Origin of the sequence: Pseudomonas moorei (genome assembly GCF_008801475.1) — a bacterium.
Taxonomy (GTDB): Bacteria; Pseudomonadota; Gammaproteobacteria; order Pseudomonadales; family Pseudomonadaceae; genus Aquipseudomonas; species Aquipseudomonas moorei.
Window position 1 is genome coordinate 290862 of the sequence record NZ_VZPP01000005.1, and the last position, 26864, is coordinate 317725.

At 60.5% G+C, this 26864-nt stretch carries 20 protein-coding genes and 1 pseudogene; 9 read left to right on the forward strand and 12 right to left on the reverse strand.

Annotated features, from left to right (window positions below; translation table 11 throughout):
* Positions 1–34: 34 nt before the first annotated feature.
* From F7R06_RS11585 to F7R06_RS11610, 6 genes are read right to left on the reverse strand one after another with little or no spacing between them, the layout of a single operon-like run.
* A complete protein-coding gene (locus tag F7R06_RS11585) occupies positions 35–1714 on the reverse strand; it encodes an acyl-CoA synthetase family protein (protein ID WP_090328309.1) in 1680 nt (559 codons plus the stop codon).
* Complete coding sequence (locus tag F7R06_RS11590) at positions 1711–2256, reverse strand: COG4648 family protein (RefSeq protein WP_090328311.1); 546 nt, start codon at positions 2254–2256, stop codon at positions 1711–1713. Before F7R06_RS11590 ends, F7R06_RS11585 begins: the two co-directional genes overlap by 4 nt.
* The gene (locus F7R06_RS11595) at positions 2253–2507 is read right to left on the reverse strand and encodes an acyl carrier protein (protein ID WP_090328312.1); all 255 of its coding nucleotides are present in this window, start codon (positions 2505–2507) and stop codon (positions 2253–2255) included. Before F7R06_RS11595 ends, F7R06_RS11590 begins: the two co-directional genes overlap by 4 nt.
* A gap of 9 nt (positions 2508–2516) precedes the next feature.
* A complete protein-coding gene (locus tag F7R06_RS11600) occupies positions 2517–2792 on the reverse strand; it encodes a phosphopantetheine-binding protein (RefSeq protein ID WP_090328314.1) in 276 nt (91 codons plus the stop codon).
* Positions 2773–3582, reverse strand: coding sequence for a lysophospholipid acyltransferase family protein (locus F7R06_RS11605; protein WP_090328317.1), 810 nt, complete (start codon positions 3580–3582; stop codon positions 2773–2775). The genes F7R06_RS11600 and F7R06_RS11605 overlap by 20 nt, the downstream gene beginning before the upstream one ends.
* Complete coding sequence (locus tag F7R06_RS11610) at positions 3558–4283, reverse strand: beta-ketoacyl synthase chain length factor (protein ID WP_090328319.1); 726 nt, start codon at positions 4281–4283, stop codon at positions 3558–3560. Before F7R06_RS11610 ends, F7R06_RS11605 begins: the two co-directional genes overlap by 25 nt.
* A 354-nt stretch (positions 4284–4637) precedes the next feature.
* Between F7R06_RS11610 and F7R06_RS11615 the strand changes: the two genes are divergently transcribed.
* Positions 4638–5408 carry a ParA family protein gene (locus F7R06_RS11615; RefSeq protein WP_090328322.1) on the forward strand — a complete coding sequence of 257 codons (771 nt, stop codon included), beginning with the start codon at positions 4638–4640 and terminating at the stop codon, positions 5406–5408.
* Positions 5409–5538: 130 nt separating this feature from the next.
* Here the strand turns inward: F7R06_RS11615 and trxC are convergent, their stop codons facing one another.
* Positions 5539–5973 (reverse strand): thioredoxin TrxC, encoded by a 435-nt coding sequence (gene trxC / locus F7R06_RS11620; RefSeq protein WP_090328324.1) that lies wholly within the window; start codon positions 5971–5973, stop codon positions 5539–5541.
* A gap of 215 nt (positions 5974–6188) precedes the next feature.
* Here trxC and F7R06_RS11625 point away from each other — a divergent pair, with 215 nt between their 5' ends.
* The gene (locus tag F7R06_RS11625) at positions 6189–6587 is read left to right on the forward strand and encodes a hypothetical protein (protein ID WP_090328327.1); all 399 of its coding nucleotides are present in this window, start codon (positions 6189–6191) and stop codon (positions 6585–6587) included.
* Positions 6588–6629: 42 nt separating this feature from the next.
* On the opposite strand, the gene selO is transcribed toward F7R06_RS11625, so the two are convergent.
* The 3 genes from selO to F7R06_RS11640 are packed head-to-tail and all read right to left on the reverse strand — an operon-like array spanning position 6630 to position 13270.
* Positions 6630–8093 (reverse strand): protein adenylyltransferase SelO, encoded by a 1464-nt coding sequence (gene selO, locus F7R06_RS11630; protein ID WP_090328329.1) that lies wholly within the window; start codon positions 8091–8093, stop codon positions 6630–6632.
* Between the two features lie 48 nt (positions 8094–8141).
* Positions 8142–11492: a mechanosensitive channel MscK gene (gene mscK / locus F7R06_RS11635; RefSeq protein ID WP_090328332.1), complete on the reverse strand. Its 3351-nt coding sequence runs from the start codon at positions 11490–11492 to the stop codon at positions 8142–8144.
* 35 nt (positions 11493–11527) lie between these two features.
* A complete protein-coding gene (locus tag F7R06_RS11640) occupies positions 11528–13270 on the reverse strand; it encodes a potassium/proton antiporter (RefSeq protein ID WP_090328335.1) in 1743 nt (580 codons plus the stop codon).
* Positions 13271–13659: 389 nt separating this feature from the next.
* Between F7R06_RS11640 and F7R06_RS11645 the strand changes: the two genes are divergently transcribed.
* The 4 genes and pseudogenes from F7R06_RS11645 (at position 13660) to F7R06_RS31440 (ending at position 16242) form a co-directional block, all read left to right on the forward strand.
* Positions 13660–13890, forward strand: a complete 231-nt coding sequence (locus F7R06_RS11645) for a hypothetical protein (protein WP_090328338.1) — start codon at positions 13660–13662, stop codon at positions 13888–13890.
* Positions 13887–14189, forward strand: a complete 303-nt coding sequence (locus tag F7R06_RS11650) for a cell division protein ZapA (protein ID WP_090328340.1) — start codon at positions 13887–13889, stop codon at positions 14187–14189. Before F7R06_RS11645 ends, F7R06_RS11650 begins: the two co-directional genes overlap by 4 nt.
* Positions 14190–14334: 145 nt before the next feature.
* Positions 14335–15378 (forward strand): annotated as a pseudogene (locus F7R06_RS31435) (HAMP domain-containing protein); the annotation flags it as partial.
* A gap of 132 nt (positions 15379–15510) precedes the next feature.
* Positions 15511–16242 carry a methyl-accepting chemotaxis protein gene (locus F7R06_RS31440; protein ID WP_425415245.1) on the forward strand — a complete coding sequence of 244 codons (732 nt, stop codon included), beginning with the start codon at positions 15511–15513 and terminating at the stop codon, positions 16240–16242.
* A 124-nt stretch (positions 16243–16366) separates the two neighbouring features.
* On the opposite strand, the gene F7R06_RS11660 is transcribed toward F7R06_RS31440, so the two are convergent.
* Both F7R06_RS11660 and putA read right to left on the reverse strand, forming a co-directional pair.
* Entirely contained in the window at positions 16367–18169 is a 1803-nt protein-coding gene (locus F7R06_RS11660; RefSeq protein ID WP_090328346.1) for an acyl-CoA dehydrogenase, read from the reverse strand.
* A 253-nt stretch (positions 18170–18422) separates the two neighbouring features.
* Complete coding sequence (gene putA / locus F7R06_RS11665; RefSeq protein ID WP_090328349.1) at positions 18423–22376, reverse strand: trifunctional transcriptional regulator/proline dehydrogenase/L-glutamate gamma-semialdehyde dehydrogenase; 3954 nt, start codon at positions 22374–22376, stop codon at positions 18423–18425.
* A 463-nt stretch (positions 22377–22839) separates the two neighbouring features.
* Between putA and putP the strand changes: the two genes are divergently transcribed.
* The 3 genes from putP (at position 22840) to F7R06_RS11680 (ending at position 26401) form a co-directional block, all read left to right on the forward strand.
* Positions 22840–24324 carry a sodium/proline symporter PutP gene (putP, locus tag F7R06_RS11670; protein ID WP_090328352.1) on the forward strand — a complete coding sequence of 495 codons (1485 nt, stop codon included), beginning with the start codon at positions 22840–22842 and terminating at the stop codon, positions 24322–24324.
* A 287-nt stretch (positions 24325–24611) separates the two neighbouring features.
* Entirely contained in the window at positions 24612–26021 is a 1410-nt protein-coding gene (locus tag F7R06_RS11675; RefSeq protein ID WP_090328354.1) for a PAAR domain-containing protein, read from the forward strand.
* Entirely contained in the window at positions 26018–26401 is a 384-nt protein-coding gene (locus tag F7R06_RS11680) for a hypothetical protein (RefSeq protein ID WP_090328357.1), read from the forward strand. Before F7R06_RS11675 ends, F7R06_RS11680 begins: the two co-directional genes overlap by 4 nt.
* Positions 26402–26864: the final 463 nt, after the last annotated feature.

Consider the following 26864-nt stretch of genomic DNA (forward strand, 5'->3'; position numbering starts at 1 on the left):
CAAAAAGCACTCCATGAAGCTCTCTTGCCAAGGGTTATGCATGCGCAGCCTCCAGCAAAATCCGCCCGCTGGAGCAGGTGGCGGTTTCATTGCGGTAGGCGAAGTACAACTTGCTGCGCACCGGATCGAAACGCAGGTGCAACTGGACTTCATCGCCGGGGCGTACCAGTTGCTGAAACTTGAGCACTTCCATGCCGGCGAATTTTTCCGGCAGGTTCATCAATTGCTGGCCGAGCTTGAGCGCCCACTCCACTTGCACCACCCCGGGCAATACCGGCGCCCGGGGGAAATGCCCGCTGAAGTAAGCGAGGTCGGGCGGCACGGCCAGTTGCAGGCTCCACTCGCCCTGGGCTTCGACTTGCTCCAGCACCTGCGGTGCTTTGGGGCGCGGTGCCAATAGCAGGGCTTCGACATCGGCCTGGGGCAGTTTGCCCTGGCTGTTCAGCGGCAGTTGTCGCAGCAGGCGCCAGCGCCGTGGCAGGGCCAGGGCTTCGCAATGCTGGCTCAGGTGCTGGCGCAATGCCTGGGTGAGGGTACGTCGGCCTTGATTGCGCAGGGCGTGCAACCCTGATTCGCTCAGGACCAGCAGCGCGCCCAGGGAGGCGCGGTTTTCCTGAACCACGCCGAGTCGCGCTTCGACGACCCACTCATGGGCCACCAAGGCCTTTTCCAGCATCGGCAGCGAGATGCGCTTTTCTTCCAGTTTGACGATCCGGTCCAGTCGTCCGAGCAGTTCGAAACGGCCATCCGCCGAAATGCGCGCAGCGTCGGCGGTGTGTTCGACATGGCCGGCCGGCAGGTAAGGCGAGGTGATCAGCAGCGCGCCGTCGTTGTCCTGGCTCAGTTTTACGTCGGCGAAGGGCTGCCAGAGATCGTGGCCCTGACGCCAGGCAATCCCGCCGGTTTCCGAACTGCCGAAGATTTCCGTCGGCCATTGATGCAAGCGTTGTTGCAGGCTTTGTGCGGCGTCTGCCGGCAGTGCGCCGCCAGAGGAAAATACCCGGCGCACCGCGCTCAAGGCCGGCCAGTCGAGGTTGTCGCCCATGCGCTTGAGCAGCGCCGGGCTGGCGACCCAGGCAAAGGCCGGGTGCTCGCGGCTGGCGCGTTGCAGGTCTTCCGGAAAGGCCAGTTGCTTGCGCACGAACGAGCGCCCGGCGCACAGCGGCCACAGCACCCGAAACAGCAGGCCGTAAATGTGTTGAGTCGCCACGCTGCCGATGATGCAGGCCGGGCCCAGGTCGGCGCCCCACAGTTGCTCCAGTGCTTCAACTTCGTTGACCAGTTGGCGCAGGGTTTTGTCGATGCGCTTGGGGTCGCCGCTGGAGCCGGAAGTGCACAGGCTCAGCGAACACTGATCCAGGTCCAGTGCCGCGGCGCTGAGGGGGGCAGCGTTGAAATCGGACAGGTGTGCGTCATCGGGCTGATCGGTCAGCCACAAATCGACTTCGCTCGACCAGCGCTGGCGGGTCTGGGCTTGCAGATCGGTCGGCAACAAGACACTGACGCCGGCACGCCAGGCACCGAGCAGGGCGACGGCCAGGTCGGCGGCGTCTTCAAGGTGCACGGCAATGCGCCGCACACCTTGGGCTTGCAGGCCGGCGGCCAGGCTCAGGGCCTGTGTGCACAGTTGTGCGTGATTCAGCGGTGGTTCGGCCGTTACGGCACGATCCGCTTCAGCCTTGAGCAACAGGTGCTCAAGTTTTATCCAATTCATGGGCGGCCTCGTACCCGTTGTCGTATTAGCCATTCAATGGCAAACATCAGGCCTATCAATCCGTAGGAAATCAGGCCGGTGTATAACATCCACCAGCTCAGCGGCGCCCACAGTGTCAGGGCGGCAGCACACAAACCGTTGCAGAGAAAGAAAACGCTCCAGGCGATGGTCACCTGGCGGGTGTAACGAACGCCTTTGGCCGGCAGGTGCGGTTCACGCAGACGGGCAATGCGTTCGACCATGGGCGGGCCGTATATCAGGCTGAGCCCGAACAGCGCCAGCATGAAACCGCTGATCAGCACCGGATACCAGCGCAACAGCACCGGGCTGTCGAACAGCGCCAGCAACAGGCAGAACACGATCGCCACCGTGGCCATCCACTGGCTGCCGGGTCGTTGCCGTCCGGTCAGTGCGCGGGCCAGCCACAGGCCGCCCAGCAGCAGTCCGAACTGCCACGGGGCGAAGTGCTCCATGCCGAAATACACCGCAAAGGGGTACAGCAGGCCCGCCAGCAGCAGGCCGAGGCCAATCAATCGGCTCATGCGGCCGGTTGAACCAGACGGTAGACCGCCTCGACCACGTCGCTGACGGTGCGCACCGATTTGAATTCTTCGGCGGCGATTTTCTTGCCGGTCTGACGTTTGATGTGATCGATCAGGTCGACCGCGTCGATGCTGTCGATTTCCAGGTCCTGGTACAGGTTGGATTCGAGGCTCACACGCTGGGGGTCCAGTTCGAACAGCTCAACCAAGGCATCGCGCAGGGTGTTGAAAATGTCGTCACGAGTTTGCATGGTCCGGTCTCAAGCTGCCTGTTTTGCAGTGACGAACGCCGCAAGGCTCGCCACGTTGCTGAAGTGATTACGAGTGTCCTTGTCATCGGCGTCTATTTTGATGCCGTATTTTTTCTGGATCGCCAGGCCGAGTTCCAGGGCGTCTACCGAGTCCAGGCCCAGGCCTTCGCCAAACAGCGTCTGGTCGTCGCCGATGTCCTGGGCGCTCATGTCCTCGAGGCCGAGGGCTTCGATGATCAGGTCCTTTATTTCCAGCACCAGGTTCTTAGTGTGCAGATCGCTCATCTTCGGCGAGCTCCTTAATGAAGTAAGAATGCAAATAGTCGTTGAGCTTGCGCGAGGCCTGTGGAGGCGGGCCCTGCGCGGCGAAGGCCTGTGGGTCTATATCGGCCCCGACACGGAAACTGAAGTGCACGCGCCGTTTGGGAATCCGATACCAGGGCTCGGCCTTGGTCAATGTGGTCGGACTGACCTTGATAACGACCGGGGTGAGGATTTTCGCACCCCGCAGCGCTATTGCCGCAGCCCCCCGATGAAAGGCCGGCGCCTGGCCCGGTTGGGTGCGGGTGCCTTCGGGAAAGATGATCAGGGTCTGGCCGTTTTTCAGTGCGTCGGCGGCGGCATCGAGCATCTCCATGCTGCCGTCGTTGCTGATGTAGTCGGTGCGGCGCAACGGGCCACGGGTGAATGGGTTTTCCCACAGGCTTTGCTTGACCACGCAGTTGCTGTGGCGCACCAGGCCGATCAGGAACACCACGTCGATCAGCGACGGGTGATTGGCAATGATCATTTGCCCCGGACGGCCGAGTTTTTCCGCGCCTTGAATGTCGTAGGTCAGCACCCCGACACGGGTCATGAACCGGACGAAGAACCAGAAGCAACGACTGACGGTTTGCCGCGCGCGCAAGCGGTGGGTCTGGGCATCGCCCGGCAGGCAGCCCAGCAGCGGGAAAATCACCAGGCGCAGGCACATGCCGCCCACCCCGAACAGGGTAAAGCTTGCGGCGGTGGCCAGCAGGCGCCAGTAGTAGGCGTCGCGGTTTTTCTCGGTCACAGGTTGCGTTGCCAGGTCCATACACGATTTTTCCAGGCATGTTGGCAGGTGGTTTGCTGGCCCAGCAGCGTGCGCAACAGATTCAGCGCATGGGGCCAGCGAGCGTTGGACAACGCAACCGCGGGGCTGTTCAGGGACAGCTGCCAGTCATTTCCGGGGGTGACCAGCAGGCCGACGGCGTAGGGGAAGGGCACATCGTCGATCCAGGTCGAGTAAGCCTGGGGCGGCTGTTCTTCGGTGATGATCACCAATACTGCGGGCGCGCCTTCCTTCAGCAGTGCCGCAGCCTCCAGCATGCCATGCTCCAGGCCATCGCCTGCCGCAGCCAGAGCCGTCATTTCGCTGGTTTCGCCGCGCATGATCGACCACAGGCCGATGATCGCGTTGTGCACGGAAAGGCTGAAATGGGTCGGCGACAGCGGCTGGTCGGTGGCCAGGTCGCTGAGAATGTCGAGGGTGCGAGGGGTTTCGCCATGACGAGAAATAAAGACCAATGGCAGGTCCTGGCGACCTTCGGCCAATGGCCAGCCGACGCTGAACGCCATGCGTGCCAGTCGGCTGAGTCGACGGCGCTGCATGGCTGGCAGAAATGACACGTCGGGGGCCGCATCGCTGACCGGCAACACAACCGGCTGTTGGCTCCAGACCTGCCAATCGTCCACGCTTTCGAGCCCCGGGGCCCACGCGCGCCACTGGGCGATGTTGAAATTGATCACAGACATTCATCCCGCCCTTGCGGGCTTGCTTGACGCAGTGACTGGCTGAAAGCCACGACTCACTTGCGTGGCGCCTGGCGCCGAGTGGCGAGCATTATCCCGGTGCGACCAACGCGTAGCAAATACTGGTTACATTTTGCTCAATGATAAGGGATCGGCAGTGCATGAAAAATCTCATGTTTGACAATGATTCACATTGTCGAGGGTCCGTCTGTCGGTTCTGTCTTCGCGCAATACGCCTTTTGCGGCTTTTTCAGCGAGAGATATCGGCTGACCGGGTGATCTCTGTCTCTGCGAGGTAGCGAAGCACTGCCGAGGACCACTACACTCGGTCATTCTTTGATACACGGAGGTTTAGACATGCGGCGCGTGGTGTTCAATCAGAAAGGTGGTGTGGGCAAATCCAGCATTGCCTGCAATCTGGCGGCGGTCAGTGCCAGCGAAGGGTACCGTACCCTGTTGGTGGATCTCGATGCCCAGGCCAACTCCACTCAGTACCTGACGGGACTCACCGGCAACGACATCCCGATGGGCATTGCCGACTTCTTCAAGCAAACCCTGTCTTCCGGGCCGTTCGCGAAAAAGAATCAGGTCGATATCTACGAAACCCCGTTCGATAACCTCCATGTCATCACCGCCACGGCCGAACTGGCAGACCTGCAGCCAAAGCTTGAGGCCAAGCACAAGATCAACAAGCTGCGTAAGTTGCTCGAAGAGCTCGATGAGGATTACGACCGAATTTACCTCGATACGCCGCCGGCGCTGAATTTTTATGCGGTTTCGGCGCTGATTGCCGCTGACCGTGTGCTGATCCCCTTCGATTGCGACAGTTTCTCGCGTCAGGCGCTCTATGGCCTGCTGGCGGAAATAGAAGAGTTGAAGGAAGACCACAACGAGGGTCTCGAAGTCGAAGGCATCGTGGTCAACCAGTTCCAGGCCCGGGCCAGCCTGCCCCAGCAAATTCTCGACGAACTGATTGCCGAAGGCTTGCCGGTATTGCCGGTGTACCTGGCCAGCTCAGTGCGCATGCGCGAATCCCATCAGGCCAATACGCCGCTGATTCATCTCGATCCACGGCACAAGCTGACGCAACAGTTTGTTGAGTTGCATAGCCTGCTGGAAAACGCCTGATTCTTTCTGATTGCAAAAAAACTGTGGGAGCGAGCCTGCTCGCGATGAGGGCTTCACATTCAACGTCTTTGTTGACTGATCCAGCGCCATCGCGAGCAGGCTCGCTCCCACATTGGGTATTCGGGGTCTTTCAGATTCCTTGACTGCGCAACCAACTCATCAGCTGCGGCAACGGGAACGCCCCGCTCTGGCGGGCGACTTCCCGGCCGTTCTTGAACAGGATCAGGCTCGGAATCGAGCGAATGCCCAACTGCGCCGACAATTGCTGGTTCGCCTCACTGTCCAGCTTGGCCAGTCGACACTTGCCCGCCAATTGCCCGGCCGCCTGCTCGAACACCGGTGCAAAGGACTTGCACGGCCCGCACCAGTCCGCCCAAACGTCCACCAGCAACGGCAGATCGCCCTTGATCTGGCTGGCGTAGTCGCCTTGTTTCAGCTCAAACGGTTTATTCAGCAGAACCTCGGACTTGCAGCGACCGCATTTGGGGTGGTCATTCAGGCGTTCGGCCGGGATACGGTTGAGGCCGTTGCAGTGGGGGCAGGGGATGAGGAGTGGGTCGGTCATGCGCGCAGCTCCGCAAAAATCTCTGAGAAGTGGGTTAAGTGGAGGCGCGCGGGTAAATATCAAGTTACCAAGAATGCAAATTGGTGGCAGGCCTGCGTTGCTAAGATGCGCGCGTTTTTCGGCCGGTACTGTCAACTAGAGGGAATTAAACTGCCCTGACCCAAACGAATGAGCCTGCTTCGGACTCCGGTGCCACGCCATACAACGATGTGAATATGAGTTGCGGTCATTGCAATTTTTCGCTCAAGCCCACCTATCAACAAGCGTCCAATCTCGTCCAGCAGCAACCCATCCGCTGCGATCAGTGCAGTTCGAATTTGTTGCTTGATGAAGCCGACCGCCAGGTGCTGGACCATAAATTCAAGAGTGGCGCTCGCATCGGAAAGTTAGCGGTGATGATTATGGGACCGTATTTCTTGCTTGGCTTGGCCACAAGCATCCACGTCATATCCGTTGGCAGTTCGCCATTCCCTGGATTCCCCGCGGTATTGGTGGGGGTCGGTTTTGCCCTTGCATACGTCCTCAAGACCGCCGCCACGGATGACGCCGAGTACGATTTCGCGTTGTTCAGGAACGGCGAGCGACCTGACGAGACTCAGGCCCCTGACCACTGACGCCGCGACCCCGGTGATCGGTAATGCGGTATGGGGTTGGCCTCACGACGAGCAACTGATCTCCAGATGCTTGCCCCATTCCGGTGGCCGTTCGGCGTAGCTATCCATCCCCGGTTGCTCCTCGAACGGCTTGCTCAGCACCGCATGCAGGCGCCGGACTTCCGAGTAATCGCCACGTTCGGCGGCATCGATAGCCTTTTGCGCCAGGTAGTTACGCAGGACGTACAGCGGGTTGACCGCATGCATCCGGGCACGGCGTTGTTCCTGATTCAGTTCGCCCTCGCGGGCTACCCGGGTGATGTACTGCTCGCCCCAGGCATCGAAACCCTTGAGGTCGACGAAGTCATCGCGCAAACGGGCGACGGCCGCTGCAGGTGATTCTTCACCCAGGCGGCGGAAGAACAGGCTGTAATCGACGCCGCTGTTTTGCATCAGTTGCAGCAGATGCTCCAGCAGTTTCTGGTCATCGTCTTCGGCCGTGGTCAGGCCGAGGCGGCGACGCATCAGGTCGAGGTAATGGGTCTGGAATAGCGGCAGGTACAGCCCCAGTGTTTCGCGCAGGGCCTCGACGCTGATGAACGGCGTCAGGGCCTGGGCCAGGGCGCTGAGGTTCCATTGGCCGATGGGCACCTGGTTGCTGAAGGAGTAACGGCCCTGGTCATCGGAGTGGTTACAGATGAAGTTGGCGTCGAAGTCGTCGAGGAAGGCGAACGGGCCGAAGTCGAAGGTTATGCCCAGGATCGACATGTTGTCGGTGTTCATCACCCCGTGGCAAAAGCCGTACGCCTGCCACTTGGCGATCAGTTCGGCGTTGCGCTCGACGATCTCGCGGAACATCGCCAGATAAGGTTCCGGTTGTTCCAGGCACTCGGGAAAGTGCATGGCGAGGATGTGATCGCCCAGTTCTTTCTGCTGCTCGGGACGCTTGGTGTAGTAGAAATATTCGAAGTGCCCGAAACGCACATGGCTCGGTGCCAGGCGCAAGACCATGGCTGCGCGTTCCTGTTTCTCGCGCCAGACCGGTGTATCGGAGCCGATCACGCACAGCGCCCGGGTGGTCGGGATGTTCAGGGCGTGCAGGGCTTCGGAGGCGAGGAATTCACGGATCGACGAACGCAGCACCGCCCGTCCGTCGCCCATGCGCGAGAAGGGCGTCTGGCCGGCGCCTTTGAGGTGCAGGTCCCAATGTTCGCCGGCCTCGTTGTACACCTCGCCCAGCAATAATCCACGACCGTCGCCCAGTTGCGGGTTGTAGGAGCCGAACTGATGACCGGAGTAGACCATCGCCCTCGGAATGGCATCGGCCCAGAGTTTGTGGCCGCTGAACAACTCGGCGAACTCCTGGGTTTCGGCGACGGCCGGGTCGAGGTCCAGTAGCGCCATGGCGGCAGGGCTGGCCACGACCAGGCGCGGGTTGTCGATGGGCTCGGGCAACACATGGGCGGAAAACGCGTCGCCCAGGCGGTCGAAGCGATTATCGAAGGTCAGTTCGTCGAGGGCTTTCAAAGGCCGTCTCCAGCAGAATGTCCGAGCATTCTGCTGGGGAATGGCCGGTTAGTCGAGTTTGGCGGCGGGCGGCTCTTGCTGCGGTTTGCCATCAACGGGCGACGCGGTGGTTTTGGTTTCCGGCTCGATCGGCACCAACTTGTATTCCTGGCCGTGGAGGTTCTTGAGGTAGACCTCCATCTGCCGGAACGAGATGTTGATGTGCTGTTTCTTGAACTCGCGGTTGATGAAGCGGTTGACTTCATCGATCACCGGGTTTCGGTCGCCGAGATCGCGCACGTGCATGCGCAACTCGTGGTCGAGGGTACTTTCACCAAAGTTCAGGAAGTACACATGCGGTTCCGGATCCTTCAGCACGCGGGGGTTATCGCGGGCCGCTTTCAACAGCAGCTCTTTGACCAGATCCAGGTCCGATCCGTAATCGACGCCAAGCTTGAGGGTGACCCGGGTGATGGTGTCGGTCAGCGACCAGTTGATCAATTGCCCGGTAATGAACGTTTTGTTCGGGACAATGATGTCCTTGCGGTCGAAGTCGGTGATGGTCGTGGCGCGGATGCGGATCTTGCTCACCGTGCCCGACAGGTTGCCGATGGTGATGGTGTCGCCAATCCGCACCGGTCGCTCGAACAGGATCATGATGCCGGAGATGAAGTTGGCGAAGATCTCCTGCATACCGAAACCGAGGCCGACCGAGAGTGCCGCCACCAGCCATTGCAACTTGTCCCAACTCACGCCAAGGGTCGACAGGGTCGAGACAAAACCGACGCCAGCGATCACATAGGACAGCAGCGTGGTGGTGGCGTAGGCGCTGCCCTGGGCCAGGTTGAGTTTCGACAGCACCAACACTTCCAGCAGGCCCGGCAAGTTACGTGCCAGGGCAAAGGTGATGCCGATGATGATCAGCGCGCCGAGCATGTCGCCGATGCTGATCGGCACCATGCTCATGTTGGCGCCGGTGCCGCTGGTGTATTCGTAGAGGGTGATGTTGTCCAGGTACGAGAACACGGTGATCAGGTCGGCCCAGACCCAATACAGTGCCGCGATGAAGCCGCCGAGCAGTGCCAGGCGGATCAGGCGCAGGGACTGTTCGTTGACCTTCTCGATGTCCATGGTCGGTTCTTCAATGACCGCTTCGCCGTCGCCGGCCTCTTTGGCGGCCTGACGTTTGGCCAGGGCGCGCTGGTAGGCCAGACGCCGGGCGGCCACGCTGAGGCCGCGTACGAAGGTGGCCTCGATCACCAGCCAGAACATCAGCAGGTACAAGGTGTTGATCAACCGGTCGCTGAGTTTCAGCGCGGTGTAGTAGTAGCCGAAGCACACGGCGACGAACAGAGCGACCGGCAGGGCAGTGAACAGAATCCCCACCGCTTTGCGGAACAGCGAAGCGTTTTCATGGGTCGGGCTGCCGATCAGCAGGCGGCTGAGCAGCAAGGTCATCAGGGCGTAGCAGATCAGCACCACCGGCATGCCGAGCACGTCATCGGCCAGCGCCGCCGGTTGCAGTTCGGCCACGGCCACGACTGTCACCAGAGCCATGACGACCATGCCCAGACGACGGATCCAGCCGCGCAGGAACTCGACCTGGGGCTTTTCCCAGCGGAAGTGCAGTTCCGCCACACCGCGCGGCGCGAGGATGCGATAGGCGGTATAGAACACCAGCCAGGCCCCGGCCATTTGCAGCAGCGCCGCGCCCATATTGGCGTTCTGCCCGCGGGCGTCGATTTGCAGCGCCAGGCCGCACAAACCCAGGCCCAGCGAAACCGGCATGGCCAGCAGGATATTGATCAGGATCGCCTGAGGCGTGTGCCACTGGCTGTCGCGCTTGAAGTGGCCGATGTCCTGGTGAACCTTGTTCAGTCGCGCATACAGGTGCTTGCGTCGCCACAGCAGGGCACCGATCAGCAGCGCCAGTGGCAGGAACAGCAGCGGCCGCTGGGTCAGGCCATCGGTCAGTTCGCTCAGGCTTGAGGCCAGCGGCAGGCTGTCGACCTGGCGTTGCAGACGCTCCGGTACGCTGCGCATCCATTCGAGGTCCAGCGGTTTGTTGCTGGGAATCCAGAACATCTGCTCATCCAGCGTCGCCCGCAGGCTTTGCGCGGTGCTGAGCAGTTGCTTCTGATTCAGTTGCAGCGTGATCGATTCATTGAGCACCGCGCTCAGCTCGCGGTTCAGGCGTTCCAGCAGGTCGGCGCGGGTCGTGGCCAGTTCCAGCAGGCTTTTGCGCAGTTGCGGGGTGACTTGCTCGGGCGTTTGGGTCGACAGCAAGTTGTCGACATAGGTGGCCGGGTTGCTGAGCAGTTCCCGTTGCTGGCTGACTTCGAATTGATACAGGCGGATGTCGGCGATCTGGTCGGCCAGGTTGCGGTCGACCCTCAGGCGCGGCAGGGCCTGTTTCTGTTTGTAGAGAATCTTCGACAGTAGCAGGCTGCCCTTGAGCACGTTGATTTGCTCGTCCAGGGCCGAATCGCTCTGGGTCAGGCTGTCCAGTTGTTGCTTGGTCTGCAGGTTCTGCTGGGTGACCTCATTGAGGCGGTCAGTGCTTTTGAGCAGGTAGTCGGAAAGCTTCAGGTTGGCCGCGCTTTCGGTGGCCAGCAGGCTGCTGCCCCCCGCCTTCTGCGCTTCGATGGATTGCTGCGTCACCGTTTCCTGGGATTGGGCCAGGCGCTTCTGGTTGATCAGGCTTTGCAGGTCCTGAATTTCCTGGTCGAGACGGTCGGAGCGTTCCGAGAGCAGGTCATGCTGGCTGTTGCCCAGATCTTGCAGTTGGGTGTTGCCGACCAGTTCCTGGCGTCGCAGCGGGATCAGGGCGTTCAGTGCCGCCTGCTCGGCATTCAACTGGTCGCGTTGCTCGGCGCTCAACGTCTTGCCGCTGTCCTTGCCGGTCTTGAGGATGTTGTTGATCTGCTGAATGCGCGTCTGGCTTGCTGAAATCTCCGCCTGGGCGCGCTCGGGGCGGGTCTGGGCGGTAATGATCAGGGTATTGGCGTCGCCCAGGGCTTTCTGCAGATCGCTTTGCTGGGTCGAACGTTCGGTCAGCATTTGCTCAAGTTGCTGAATCGACTCTTTGGAAAAGCGTTGCGCCACCGGTACCACGCTGCTGGCCTTGAGACGCGCCAGCTCGCGCTGGTTTTCGATGGTCTGTTTGGGGGCGGTGGCCAGCTGCTGCTTGAGATCGCTGAGCTTCTGCTCGTAATCACGCCGGTTGTTGAGCTGTGTCAGCGTGTTTTGCAGGACCGATTGCAGGGCCTTTTGATCGGCTTCCGGCAGTTTGCGGTCGGCGATTTTGTCCAGGCTCGCTTGCACGGCTTCGCGGGACGGCGGTTCGGCGGCTTGTAACGTACCGACGGAGAGGCTCAGGCCCAGAAGGACCATGACAAAAAAGGTGCGCAGGCTTGACATAGAGACCGATCAAAAAGCGAAACGAAGAGTGGAGTTTAGAGGAAGAGTCCCGGACCCGGGCGACTTCCTTCGGGGAATCTGACGCCCACTTTGGCGATCTTGTTCCCGTCCATGACGGCGACGGTCCAAATGGTGTTGTTCCATTCCACCTGGTCGCCGACGATGGGGGCGCCACCGACTTTCTGGGCGATGAAGTGCCCCAGGGACATGTCCGGATCGATGCCGTCGACTTTCAACCCGTACAGGGCGGCAACCGCGGCCAACTGGGCATCTCCTTCGAGTACGAAGTCGCCGAAGAAGCGCAAATCGAGACCGCGTTGCGGTGCCTGGCTGAACAGTTTTCCGAGGGCCGGAAGGTTGTGTTCATGGCCGATGACACAGAGCAAATCATCGACTTCGAGCACCGTACTACCCGACGGATGGAGCAGTTGCTGGCCACGAAACAGGGCCGCGATACGGGTGCCCTCGGGCATTTTCAGTTCGCGAAGGGGCGAGCCGATGCACCATTTCTCGGCACCGAGGCGATAAATGAACAGCTCCCACTCGCTGGTGACGTGCACTTCCAGGGCCGAGCGGGAGATCGGCGCGGGCTCCGGCGGTACGGTCACTTTCAACAGCTTCGCCACCCACGGCAGGCTGGTGCCCTGTACCAGCAGCGAAACGAGCACGATGAAGAACGCCAGATTGAAGTAGAGCTGGGCGTTGGGCAGACCGGCCATCAGCGGGAACACTGCCAGAATGATCGGCACCGCGCCGCGCAAGCCGACCCAGGAAATGAACGCCTTTTCGCGACCGTGGAACGCCTTGAACGGCAGCAGGCCGACCACCACCGACAGCGGCCGGGCAAACAGAATCATCCACAGCGCCAGGCCCAGTGCCGGCAGTGCAATCGGCAGCAGGTCATGGGGCGTGACCAGCAGTCCCAGTACCAGGAACATGCCGATCTGTGCCAGCCAGGCCATGCCGTCGAGCATGTGCAGGATGCCGTGGCGACTGCGCACCGGGCGGTTGCCGATCACCAGGCCGCACAGGTACACCGCCAGGAACCCGCTGCCATGCAGGGCGTTGGTCAGGGCAAACACCACCAGACCGCCGGCGATGACCAGGATCGGATACAGACCGGTGGCCAGATTGATGCGGTTGACCAATTGCAGCATGAGCCAGCCGCCCGCCAGGCCAATGAAGCCGCCGATGCCGAACTCGCGCACCAGGTGGGTCAGCAGGCTCCAGTGCAGGCCGGTCTGGCCGCTGGCGAGCATGTCGATCAGGGTCACGGTGAGGAACACCGCCATCGGGTCGTTGCTACCGGATTCGATTTCCAGGCTCGCCGTCACCCGTTCGTTCAGACCTTTGCCGCCCAACAGCGAAAACACCGCCGCGGCGTCGGTAGAGCCGACGATGGCGCCGATCAACAGGCCTTGAATCAGGTTCAGGTTGAACAACCAGGCGGCGGCCATCCCGGTCAGCCCGGTGGTGATCAACACGCCGATGGTCGCCAGCGATAACGCGGGCCATAACGCCACACGGAAACTCGAGACCCGGGTGCGTAACCCGCCGTCGAGCAGGATCACCGCCAACGCGAGATTGCCGACCAGATAGGCCGTCGGGTAATTGTCGAAAATAATGCCGCCGCCATCGACGCCGGCGGTCATGCCGACGGCCAGGATGATCACCAGAATCGGGATGCCGAGGCGCGACGAAAGTGAGCTCACCAGAATGCTCGCACCTACCAGCAACGCGCCGATCAAGAACAGGCTGTTGATGGTCGTCGCATTCAAAGGCAGTACTCCGGAAAGCTGAGAGGCGGGCACAAACTGACCATGCAGTCTGCGTGCCAGCGATTCTAACCTGTTGAAATGTGATGCTGTCAAAAAGCTTTTTAAACGCAGAACCCTGTAGGAGCGAGCCTGCTCGCGATGGACGTCAACGATAACGCGTACTGCCTGACTCAACGCGTCGTCATTGAAATCATCGCCATCGAGCTCGCTCCTACACAAGTTGGGGGCGGGCGACGAAGTGCAGGAACCAGATGAGCCAATCACAGTCTTTAAAACTCGCGAGGACAGTCGCCGTCAGGGAAATCAAGGCTTTGCGCCCGTATAACCCTGGCATCCACCGTGACTTTTCTTTATCGTACGCGCCCTTTGAAAAACCCCGGAAAATCAAAATGTTGGAAGCATCCCTAAGCCAATTGGAACAACTGGTCAGCGACCTGGTGCAACAGAACCAGAGCTTGCTCAGCACCAACCAGGCCCTGAGCGCAGAACTGGCCCAGGCCAAAGATGAAAACGAAAGCCTGCAACTGAGCCTGATGGAGCAGGAAGAGAAGCAGGGCGCCACCGCGGCACGCATCCAGGCCCTGGTTGAGCGCGTCAGCGCAGGCCCAGTCAGCGCATGAGTTACAACGCCGCAGGGGTAAGAGTCATCTCGATTCTGGGGGAGGACTATTCGATCAAGGCGCCAGCCGGGGAAGAGCAAACCCTGCTGGACGCTGCAATGATGCTGAAGGCTGCCCTGGCCGACACCAAAAGAAAGTACCCGACGCTGATCGGTGACCGCCTGCTGGTGCTGGCCGCGATGAATCTGTGTTCGCAGCAGATCGAAATGCAGAAGCAACACAAGCTCGAACTCGACCGTTACCAAGAGCAAGTCAGCGCCACGGTTGAAGTGATCTCCAAGACGATCAATCAGGCCTGATCGGCTTTGCGCACAACCAAAGAATAGATTGTCGATTTGTTTGTATACAATCGGCACGGCTGTTGCAGTATTTCAGCCTCTTATTCTTTGGGGGTGCACCATGCAGTTCTGGCGACGCAGTATTCAATGGCAGTTGATCCTGAGCATGGGCACCGCCCTGCTGGTCAGCATTCTGATTGTGGTTGGCATTTATACCCTCGTGGTCAACCGCCTCGCCGAGCGCTATCTGGTCGAGCAGGCGCTGCCGTCGAGCATCGAGGCGATGCGCAACGATATCGAGCGGATCCTCGTTCAACCCCTCACCGCCGCCAAGGACATCGCCAGCAACAGCATGGTGCGCGACTGGCTGGCCGGGGGTGAAAACAGTGCCCAGACCCCAGCATTCGTGAACTATCTGGAAGGCATTCGCGCCGAGCACAAAGCCTTTACCGCGCTGATTGTCGGGGGCGCTTCCAATCACTACTACACCGAGAAAGGCCTGGATCGCACCCTCAGCCGTTCCAACCCCAAGGACGCCTGGTTCTATTCGTTTCTCGATAGCAACCAGCCGCGCACCCTCAATATCGACAACGACACGGCCACCGGAGAGTTGGCGCTTTTCATTGATCTCAAGGTCGAGCAGGCCGGCAAGGTCGTGGGCGTTGCCGGGCTTGGCCTGAGCATGAAAGAGCTGTCGGAGCTGATCCACAATTTCAGCTTCGGTGAGCGCGGCAAGGTCTATCTCGTGCGTTCCGACGGTTTGATCCAGGTCCATCCCGAGGCGCAGTTCAGCGGCAAACGCACCCTGGTCGAGCAGATTGGCGCGTCAGCCGCCCAAGCAGTGATGGGTCAACTCTCTACCTCCAAAGCTGGTGCCACCCACAGCCGTTTCCAGCGTGACGGCGAAGACTTCCTCGCGTTGAGCCTGCCGCTGCGGGATCTGGGCTGGACCCTGGTGGCCGAAGTGCCACAGTCGCAGATCTATGCTGAAGCCCGTCGCGCCCTGTGGATGAGCAGCGGTATCGGCCTGGCGGTGGCGCTGGTGTGCCTGTTGCTGGTGGTGTTGCTGGCCCGTGGGCTGGTCAGACCGATTCGTCAGGTAACAGCGGCATTGGTGGCCATTGGTAGCGGCGGTGGAGATTTGACCCATCGGCTGGATGCCAGTCGCGCCGATGAGCTGGGTGATCTGGCTCGCGGCTTCAATCGCTTCCTCGACAGTCAGCGCGACATGATTGGCGAAGTGCTGACCACCAGCGACAAATTGCGCACAGCGGTCGGTCAGGTGGCACGGGTGGTGGATAACACGGCCGAGCGCTCCGGGCGTCAGCAGGAAATGACTGACATGGTCGCCACGGCGGTCCATGAAATGGGCCTGACTGTGCAGGAAATCGCACAGAACGCCGGCAACGCGGCGCTCGCCTCGCAAAATGCGCGGGATGAGGCGATGCAGGCGCGGGAAGTGGTGGGCGGGTCCATTCGGCACATCGAAAGCATGTCCGACGAAATCGGCGTTGCAGCCAGCGCGGTGGGTGAGCTGGCCGATCAGGTGGCGTCGATCGATCAGGTGCTGGCGGTGATTCGCGGGATTTCCGAGCAGACCAATTTGCTGGCGCTCAACGCCGCCATCGAAGCGGCGCGGGCCGGCGACATGGGGCGTGGATTCGCCGTGGTGGCCGATGAGGTACGCACCCTGGCGCGGCGTACGCAGACGTCGACCGACGAGATTCAGCAGATGATCGGCAGCCTCAAGCAAGGCGCGGAGAACGCGGTGTCGTCGATGCACTCCGGGCAGGCCGCGACCGGCACCGGGGTTGAGTCGAGCCAGCGCACCGGGGCGTCGTTGACTGCGATTACCGGGCAGGTCGAGCGCATCAGCGACATGAACCACCAAGTGGCGACGGCCACGGAAGAGCAGTCGGCGGTGACCGAAGAGATCAACCGCAACGTGCAAGGCATCTCCGATCTGGCGCGGGCGACGGCGGGGGAGGTCAGGGCGTGTCGGGAGGACTGTCAGACGCTGCAGCGGTTGGCGGATGATTTGGCGCGGCAGATGGGTGGGTTTCGTCTGAGCTGAAAATCGCGTTGATCGTACCGATGCCATCGCGAGCAGGCTCGCTCCCACATGGTTCGCGCAACGCGTTCAAATGTGGGAGCGAGCCTGCTCGCGAATGGATGTCAGCTACAGCACAAGGCTTGGATCAGAACCACTCATCCTGCATGCCCAGGCAAACATCATCCCGGGCCTCAAGAATCGCCAGTTCATGATGGCAAGCCGGCACTTCCCAGGTCAGGAAGTAGCGCGCCGCTTGCAGCTTGCCTTTATAGAAGCTCACATCCGCCGCATTGCCCTTGGCCAGTCCTTCCTCGGCGCGGATCGCCTGCTCCAGCCAGCGCCAGCCAATCACCGAATGCCCGAACACTTTCAGATACAGCGCCGAGTTCGCCAGGCTGCTGTTGACCTTGCCCTGGGCCAGATCGGTCAGCAAGCCGATGGTTACGGTTTGCAGGCGCGCCACCAGTTTCTCCAGCGGCTCGCGCATTGCGGTCAGCGATTCGAACGCGTGTGCTCGTTTGCCGGTATCGGCGATCAGGCGGATCAGTTGCTTGAGCCCTGCGCCGCCGTTCTGCGCCAGTTTTCGCCCCAGCAAATCCAGCGACTGAATGCCGTGGGTGCCTTCGTGGATCGGGTTCAGGCGGTTGTCGCGGTAGTACTGCTCCACCGGGTATTCGCGGGTATAGCCGTGGCCGCCGAGGATCTGGATCGCCAGTTCGTTGGCCTTCAGGCAAAACTCCGATGGCCAGGATTTGACGATGGGCGTCAGTAAATCCAGCAGCTCATGGGCCTGCTTGCGCTCGGCTTCGGTCTCCAGGGTGGTGGTGTCGTCGAACAGTCGAGCGGCGTACAGCCCGAGGTCGAACGACCCTTCGACGTAAGCCTTTTGGGTCAGCAGCATGCGTTTGACGTCGGCGTGCTGGATGATCGCCACCGGTGCGGTGTTCGGGTCCTTGCTGTCTGGCACGCGACCCTGCGGACGCTCGCGGGCGTACTCCAGCGAGTACAGGTAGCCGGCGTAACCGAGCATCACCGCGCCCATGCCGACGCCAATCCGAGCCTCGTTCATCATCTGGAACATGTAGCTCAAGCCATGGTGCGGCTTGCCCACCAGATAGCCGACACACTCGCCGTTATCGCCGAAGTTCAGTGCAGTAGAGGTGGTACCGCGCCAGCCCATCTTGTGGAACAGCCCCGCGAGCAATACGTCGTTACGCTGGCCGAGGCTGCCGTCATCGTTGACCAGGAACTTGGGCACGATAAACAGCGAAATGCCTTTCACTCCGGCCGGTGCGTCCGGCAGCTTGGCCAGCACCATGTGCACGATGTTTTCCGACAGTGGGTGATCGCCGCCGGAGATGAAAATCTTGTTGCCCTTGAGTCGATAAGTGCCGTCAGACGCGGGTTCGGCGCGGGTACGAATGTCCGACAGCGATGAGCCGGCATGGGGTTCGGTCAGGGCCATGGTGCCGAAGAAGCGGCCGTCGATCATCGGTTGCAGGAAGCGGCGCTTCTGCTCCTCGGTACCGAAGCTTTCGATCAGGTTCGCCGCGCCCATGGTCAGGAAGGGGTACGAAGTCGACGCCGCGTTGGCCGACTGGAAATGCGCGAAGCAGGCCTGGGACAGCAGTGTCGGAAGCTGCATGCCGCCCGCTTCGAAACTGCGCGCTGCATTGAGGAAGCCGGCTTCAAGAAAGGCATCCACCGCCGGTTTCACTTCCGGAATCAGAATCGCCCGACCGTCCTCGTAGCGTGGCTCGTTCTCGTCACCCTTGCGGTTATGCGGGGCGAAGAACTTCTCGGCGATGTTGCGGGCGGTGCCAAGTGCGGCATCGAAGGTTTCGCGGTTGTGCTCGGCGAAACGCTCACGCTGGGTCAGGCCCTCGGCATCGAGGACTTCATACAGCTCGAAAGCCAGATTGCGGGAACTGAGCAACGTCTCGGACATGGCGACCTACCTTTTATTGGGATGGGCCGAGTCTAGGCGGGAGAATAAAGGCTGAACAGGATGATTGATGAGCGTGATGGTGGAGCCGAGCGCCGGCTTAGCAAACACCCCAAAACAACTGTGGGAGTGAGCTTGCTCGCGAAAGCGGTGGGTCAGGCAACATTGATGTCGACTGACACTCCGTCTTCGCAAGCAGGCTCGCACAGGGGTATTGCGTACCGGGTAGCCATTGCGGCTGCCCGGTTCATCGGTATTAACCGATGGTCATCAGGCTGGCGTTACCACCCGCCGCAGCGGTGTTGACGCTCAATGCGCGCTCAATCACCAAGCGCTCCAGCGCAATGTTGGTTTCACCTTGCGACAGACCCTGCACGCCAACGATGGCACCGGCACGCTTGGCCACTTGTTGGCAGACCGCACGCAACTGATCGGAATGGCCATGATGCAGAACGGCATCAAACACCACTTCATCCTTGTTCCAGTCGGAAACCAGTTTGATGCGCGCCTGAATCTCCTTCGGCAATCGTGCGAACAAGGCCTTGGTCAGTTCAGCTTCCGGCCATACCGCCGAACCGCCTACCGCCAATACCGCCGCCAGTTGCGTCAGCAGATCGCCTTCGACTTCCGCCAGGCACAGCACGTGCTCGCGCGGCAGGATCGCATAGCTGTTGCGCTCGCCGGTCGGGCCAGCCAGTAGGCGGGTGATGCCGCTTTGCGATTGGGCGGCGAACTGCGTGCACAGGGCGCTCAGGTCGGCGAACTTGTTGCTGTCGGCCCAGGCTTTGAGGGCGGTCAGCGGCTTGCTCATGGCTTCACGCAGGCGAGCATCCGGTGCTGCGATGGCGTCGCCGCGTGCGAAGGATTGTTCGATTGCATCCGTAGGACGCGTCGACAACAAGCGGTACAGGTACAGCGGGCCACCTGCCTTCGGACCGGTACCCGACAAGCCTTCGCCGCCGAACGGCTGGACGCCGACCACGGCACCGACGATGTTGCGGTTGACGTAGACGTTACCGGCGTTGACGTTGTCGATCACCTTGGCGATGGTCTCGTCGATGCGGGTATGCACGCCCAGCGTCAGGCCGTAACCGGAAGCGTTGATCTGAGCGATCAGTTGATCGATGTCTTTGCGCTTGTAGCGAACCACGTGCAGCACCGGGCCGAAGATCTCCCGTTGCAGTTCGTCGAAGCTTTCCAGTTCGATCAGCGTTGGCATCACGAAGGTGCCGCGTTTGATTTCTTCGGCGTCGGCGATGGCCACTTGGTACACGCTGCGACCTTTGTCGCGCATGGCCTGGATGTGCTTCTCGATGCCGGCCTTGGCTTCGGCGTCGATCACCGGGCCGATGTCCACGGACAGGCGCTCGGGGTTGCCGAGGCGACTTTCAGCCATGGCGCCCTTGAGCATTTCGATGACACGGTCGGCGGAATCTTCCTGCAGGCACAGAACCCGCAGGGCCGAGCAACGCTGGCCGGCGCTGTCGAAGGCCGACGAAACGACGTCGATCACCACTTGTTCGGTCAGTGCCGATGAGTCGACGATCATCGCGTTCTGGCCACCGGTTTCGGCGATCAGCGGAATCGGACGACCCTGGTTGTCGAGGCGGCCGGCGATGTTGCGTTGCAGCAGGCGAGCGACTTCGGTGGAACCGGTGAACATCACGCCCTTGACGCGATCATCGCCCACCAGGCCGGCACCGACGGTCTCGCCGCGGCCCGGCAGCAGTTGCAGCACGCCTTCCGGAATGCCGGCTTCGAGCAGCAAACGCACGGCTTGAGCGGCGACCAGCGGGGTCTGTTCCGCAGGCTTGGCCAATACCGGGTTGCCGGCTGCCAGCGCAGCGGCGACCTGGCCGCTGAAGATCGCCAGCGGGAAGTTCCACGGGCTGATGCACACAACCGGGCCCAGCGGACGGTGCGCGTCGTTGGTGAAATCGTTGCGCGCCTGCACTGCGTAGTAACGCAGGAAGTCCACGGCTTCACGCACTTCGGCGATGGCGTTGGCGAAGGTCTTGCCGGCTTCGCGAGCCAGCAGGCCCATCAGCGGCTGGATCTCGCCTTCCATCAAGTCGGCGGCACGTTCCAGGATCGCGGCGCGCTCGGCGGGCGGGGTGGCCTGCCAGATCGGTGCGGCGTTCAGCGCGCACTGGATGGCGTTGTCGACGTCTTCGACGGTGGCTTCCTGCACGTGGCCGACCACGTCACGTAGATCGGACGGGTTCAGGACCGGCGCAGGTGTTTCAGTGCTGGAGGCACAACCGAGCATCGGCGCGGCTTTCCAGTTGTTATGCGCAGTCGCCAGCAGGGCGCAGGACAGGGAGGCCAGGCGATGTTCGTTGGCCATGTCGATGCCGCTGGAGTTGGCGCGCTCGGTGCCGTACAGGTCACGCGGCAGCGGAATGCGCGGGTGCGGCAGGCCGAAGCCGCCTTCCAGCGTTGCCATCTGCTCGATGCTGGCCACTGGATCGGCCACCAGCTCCTGAATCGAAATCGACTGGTCGGCAATGCGGTTGACGAACGAAGTGTTCGCGCCGTTTTCCAGCAGGCGACGTACCAGGTACGCCAGCAGGGTTTCGTGCGTACCGACCGGAGCGTACACGCGGCACGGACGGTTCAGCTTGCCCTCGGAGACCTTGCCTACGACCTGTTCGTACAGCGGTTCACCCATGCCGTGCAGGCACTGGAACTCGTACTGGCCCGGGTAATAGTTCTGACCGGCGATGTGATAAATGGCCGACAGGGTGTGGGCGTTGTGCGTGGCGAACTGCGGGTAGATGACTTCCGGCACCGACAGCAGTTTGCGTGCGCAAGCGATGTAGGACACGTCGGTGTACACCTTGCGGGTGTAGACCGGATAGCCTTCCAGGCCTTCGACCTGGGCGCGCTTGATTTCGCTGTCCCAGTACGCGCCTTTTACCAGGCGGATCATCAGGCGATGACGGCTGCGGCGAGCCAGGTCGATCACGTAGTCGATTACATACGGGCAGCGCTTCTGATAAGCCTGGATCACGAAGCCGATGCCGTTCCAGCCGGTCAGTTGCGGCTCGAAACACAGGCGCTCGAGCAGATCCAGCGACAGCTCGAGGCGGTCGGCTTCTTCGGCGTCGATGTTCAGGCCGATGTCGTATTGCTTGGCCAGCAGGGTCAGCGAGAGCAGGCGCGGGTACAGCTCGTCCATCACGCGCTCGTATTGCGCGCGGCTGTAGCGCGGGTGCAAGGCCGACAGCTTGATCGAGATGCCCGGGCCTTCATAAATCCCGCGACCGTGGGACGCCTTGCCGATCGAGTGGATGGCTTGTTCGTACGAGGCCAGGTACTTCTGGGCGTCGTGTTCGGTCAGCGCGGCTTCGCCGAGCATGTCGTAGGAATAACGGAAGCCCTTGGCTTCGAACTTGCTGGCGTTGGCCAGGGCTTCGGCGATGGTTTCACCGGTGACGAACTGCTCGCCCATCAGGCGCATCGCCATGTCGACGCCCTTGCGGATCATCGGCTCGCCGCTCTTGCCGATGATGCGGCTCAGGGACGAGGTCAGGCCTGTTTCGTTATGGGTAGAGACCAGTTTGCCGGTCAGCAACAGACCCCAGGTCGCGGCGTTGACGAACAGCGAAGGGCTGTTGCCCAGGTGTGGCTGCCAGTTGCCGGTGCTGATCTTGTCGCGGATCAGCGCGTCACGAGTGCCTTTGTCCGGGATGCGCAGCAGCGCTTCGGCCAGGCACATCAGCGCCACGCCTTCCTGGGACGACAGGGAAAATTCCTGCAGCAGGCCTTGAACAATACCGGCACGACCGCCAGCGCTCTTCTGATTGCGCAGTTTTTCGGCAATCGAGGCGGCGAGTTTGTTGGTGGCTTCGGCCATCGGTGCCGGCAGGCGAGCCTGCTCGATCAGCATTGGCACCACTTCCGGTTCCGGACGACGGTACGCAGCGGTGATCGAGGCGCGCAGCACCGATTGCGGCAAGATGCTTTCGGCGAATTCGAGGAAGCACTGGTGCGCGTGGTCGACATGGACTTCGCCCGTGTCGTCAGCGTCCTTGCTGGTCAAACCGTTCAGCTCGGTCAGGGTTGCACCACCCTCGAGTTTCTCCAGGTAATTGAAAATTGCCTGCTTGATCAGCCAGTGCGGCGTTCGATCAATCGAGGTCGCGGCGGCCTTGAGGCGTTCGCGGGTCGGTTCATCAAGTTTGACCCCAAGGGTGGTGGTAGCCATGTTTTTATCCTCATGTTTGCCACGACTGCGTGGCATCAGCTGGCGGCAAGATTAGCCGCGCGCCGAAAGAGGTGCAACCGGGTGCAACCCTTTTTTTGTCGGAATATTAAGCAGCTCGTCAGGAAATAAATTCTGGTACGAACGTACTGCGCCTGCTTGGTGCTTTTGCTTCTATCGCGTCGTATCTACTGCGCTAAAAGGGAGCAAAAAAGCCTGCATTTCCTGAAAATCCGATTAGGTGCAACTAATTCTCCAGAAATGGGTTGCACCTTATTTGCTTTGTTGAATAGCATTCGCGCCCCAAGGTGCAACCCGTCAAAAAAGACAGGTGCACCGGCTGATGGCTTTCCTGGGGAAACATCAGTCATAAATGCGCGGGATCCCGGATCGTCTGTCAAACGTCGTCGTTTGCGAGCGGTTCACCAGCCGCCGCTACATAAAAACAAAGCCAGGGCGTAACTTAATGAGCGTAAGCAATCCAACCCTGATCACATTCGTGATCTACATCGCAGCCATGGTGCTGATCGGCTTCATGGCCTATCGCTCCACCAACAACCTTTCTGACTACATTCTCGGCGGTCGTAGCCTGGGCAGCGTCGTTACGGCATTGTCCGCGGGCGCATCCGACATGAGCGGCTGGTTGCTGATGGGCCTGCCGGGCGCCATCTACATGTCCGGTCTGTCCGAAAGCTGGATCGCCGTCGGCCTGATCATCGGTGCCTACCTGAACTGGCTGTTCGTCGCCGGCCGTCTGCGCGTGCAGACCGAGCACAACGGCGATGCCCTGACCCTGCCGGACTACTTCGCCAGCCGTTTCGAAGATAAAAGCGGGCTGCTGCGGATCATCTCTGCGGTCGTGATCCTGGTGTTCTTCACCATCTACTGCGCCTCCGGCATCGTGGCCGGTGCCCGTCTGTTCGAAAGCACCTTCGGCATGTCCTACGAGACCGCGCTGTGGGCCGGTGCTGCGGCGACGATTGCCTACACCTTCGTGGGCGGTTTCCTGGCGGTGAGCTGGACGGACACCGTACAAGCCACCCTGATGATTTTTGCCCTGTTGCTGACGCCGATCATCGTGCTGCTGGCCACCGGTGGCGTCGATACCACGTTCCTGGCCATCGAAGCGCAAGATCCAAGCAACTTCGACATGCTCAAGGGCACGACCTTCATCGGCATCATCTCGCTGATGGGCTGGGGCCTGGGCTACTTCGGTCAGCCGCACATCCTGGCGCGTTTCATGGCGGCGGATTCGGTCAAATCGATTGCCAACGCCCGTCGCATCTCCATGACCTGGATGATCCTGTGCCTGGGCGGCACCGTCGCCGTAGGCTTCTTCGGTATCGCCTATTTCTCGGCTCACCCTGACGTGGCCGGTGCCGTGACCGAAAACCACGAGCGCGTGTTCATCGAACTGGCGAAAATCCTGTTCAACCCATGGGTGGCCGGTGTCCTGCTGTCGGCGATTCTGGCCGCGGTGATGAGCACCCTGAGCTGCCAGCTGCTGGTGTGCTCCAGCGCCCTGACCGAAGACTTCTACAAGACCTTCCTGCGTAAAAGCGCTTCTCAGGTTGAGCTGGTCTGGGTCGGCCGTGCCATGGTGCTGCTGGTTGCCCTGATCGCGATCGGTCTGGCGGCCAACCCGAGCAACCGCGTACTGGGCCTGGTGAGCTATGCCTGGGCCGGTTTCGGTGCTGCGTTCGGTCCGGTCGTGCTGATCTCGGTGATCTGGAAAGACATGACCCGCAACGGCGCACTGGCCGGTATCCTGGTCGGCGCGATCACCGTGATCGTGTGGAAACACTTCGAACTGCTGGGCCTGTACGAAATCATCCCTGGTTTCATCTTCGCCAGCCTGGCGATCTACATTGTCAGCAAGCTGGGTAATCCGACCAGCGGCATGCTTTCGCGCTTCGCTGCTGCCGAGGCCGATTTCCGTCTGAACAAGTGATAGGCGATGGGGAGAGCGCTTCCCATCTTTGATAAAAGAACGGCTCGCAGCCTAAAGGTGCGAGCCGTTTTTTTTGAGCCGAGCCCAAAAAACAGCCATTGACCTCCCTACATCCGTGGTCCTTTTCACGATTGGTTGTGAGACCTTTCCTGATTTTCTCGGCCATCTTGAGTTTCCTTTCTCTCCACGTACTTTGCGTCAGCACACTCATTCCAAGTCGGTGTAACGCATCGTTATCAGTGGCGCGCTTCCCATGACCGGGGCGCCAAGAGAAAGGGAGATCAGCAATGGCAAAGGGATACTTCATTCGCGAGCATGACAAGACGACCTGCGGTGGCAAGGTTCTGGAGGCCGATACCAACGTCATGATGTTTGGCATTGCCCATGCTCGTGTGGGGGATCGGGTTTCCTGTGGCAAGGACAACAGAACCTATGTCATTGAGGGCGGTGTTTCGTACATCGAGAGTAACGGAAGGTTGGTGGCGGGCTCGCTGGACAGCTACAGCAGCTGCCCCTGCAAAGCCGAGCTGATCCCATCGTTTTTCACGGGTACCTACGAGTCCAGCCGCAGTGCTGCGCCGCACGCCATGCGGACCGCCACACCACAAGCCACGTCAGTCACCAGCCACCCGGCGCCACGCTCATCGGGCTTCGCGCCTGCGCCAAACCCTCCTTCGTCGATGCTCGGCAACAGCGCACAGGTAGCAGAACCTGGCTTCTACATCGTGCCCAAAAGCACCACCCGCGAACAGCTCGAAGCGTCGCTGTTCACCCTGCGCGACCCGGCGGTGATGGGCAAATTCAAGCTGCTCAATCCCAACCAGCGCGACGTCAAAGCCGGCTCGATGATTGTGTTGGGCGATCCCAGCAATCATCAATGCACACGACAAGAAGCCTTGCTCATGGAGGTCGCGGCCAGGACCAACCAGATCCTTGAAGCGCTCAACCCGGAAGAGGCGGATTTCATGGTGCAACACCGTGATGCCATCCAGACCATTCTGGGCTTTGGTTCGAACGCTATTGGCATCGGGGCGAGTATTTTCAAGAACAACCTGGACAACGTAGGCAATGCCTTGAGGGATATTGAAGTTTTGCAACAGCAGACGCTCCAAAGAGACGGACACCTGCGTTCGCCGACATTTTTTGCAGAACGTCAACGGCTGCTCGCACAACTAAACAGCCATATGACGGCACTGACCCGCAAGGGCATTGGATTCCCTGACCACATTAACTTGAAAAAAATGCTTGGTATTTCCAGCCAAAGCCTGGTCCACCACTGGACCAATGCAAGTCCCGGGGGGCAAATCCCAGGTTACGCCACTCATCTTGAAGGTGTGGCGAAGGCTTCTAAATACGTTCAGTACGGCGGTTGGGTAGGGACTGCCGTCGGCGGAGGAGTATCTGCCATGAAGGTGCAGGATGTGTGTACAGCTGGAAATACCCAGGCTTGCGAGCGTGTTAGATTCACTGAGGCAGGTAGCTTTGCTGGCGGAATCATGGGAGGTGCCGTTGTAGGTGCAACGTTGTCAGTTGAGACAACCGGCAGGTTCTGTATTGCGCTCGGGGCACCTAATGGTGGTTTTGGGACCGGGATATGCACCGCAGTAGCGGTAGCAACAGGGGCTTTGGTCGGGGGAGCAGCAGGCAGCGGGTTTGGCGAGTGGATCGGTGACGTTATCTACGAGGCGACGAGATGAGTACAGTATCGATGATATTCGGTGCTCTCGGTGGCGTAATTCTCCTACTGATGTTCGTCTGGCTCGTAGTGGCACTTCATATGGCCTACACCAAGATGGATGCACTCTTTCAGTATCTGAAAAACAGCCCGGCAATTACTGTTCTCGCTTTCTGGAAGCACGCAGGGCCATCGGGGCGGTTGAGGATGATCGGCAATATTGCCCATTACGTCTCGTCACCACGTAGAGGTATCGAAAACGGCACCATCAGTGCCGAAGACATAGAAAATCTTCCAGCGCCAATCAAGCGCAAGCTGGTTATTTTGCGACGCAGCGTAGTATTACTTTCAGGGTCATTAGTGTTGCTGTGGTGCATTGCGAAAATTTTTGGCCTTAGGTAATGACATCTAGTCAGCCTGACCTCTCAACCGGATCCTGTAGCCCTGCACTGCAGTCTCTTAGCGTTACTCGCCGGCATGAACTGGTGCCGTAAGGCAGGTTGCAGAGGACGCTATGGCGCAGTGGGTATTTGTTGTGGATGGGGGTCGCTGCGAAATTTCCGGGCAAGGTCTTCGGACATTTCCTTCAACGTAACGGTTTCCGTGAACTGTTGAAGCTTCGGTTTCATGGGTAGTCTTTGGCGGTCACTGACCATTCAGTGGTGGGGTGTAGGAACCCTTCAAGACCAGTTGAAACGCTTTGGCGTCGACACCTGATTTGCGGCCACTAACGTGCGTCCGTAAGATCTGTTGCGGCGGCTGTGCGCGGGCACGCTTCGGCGTGGTCGAGTTCTCTGGTCTCGATATTCCTACCCCGCGTATGGCTGCCACCCAAGCCCGTAGGAAGGCCGATGGTAGCCCCGCT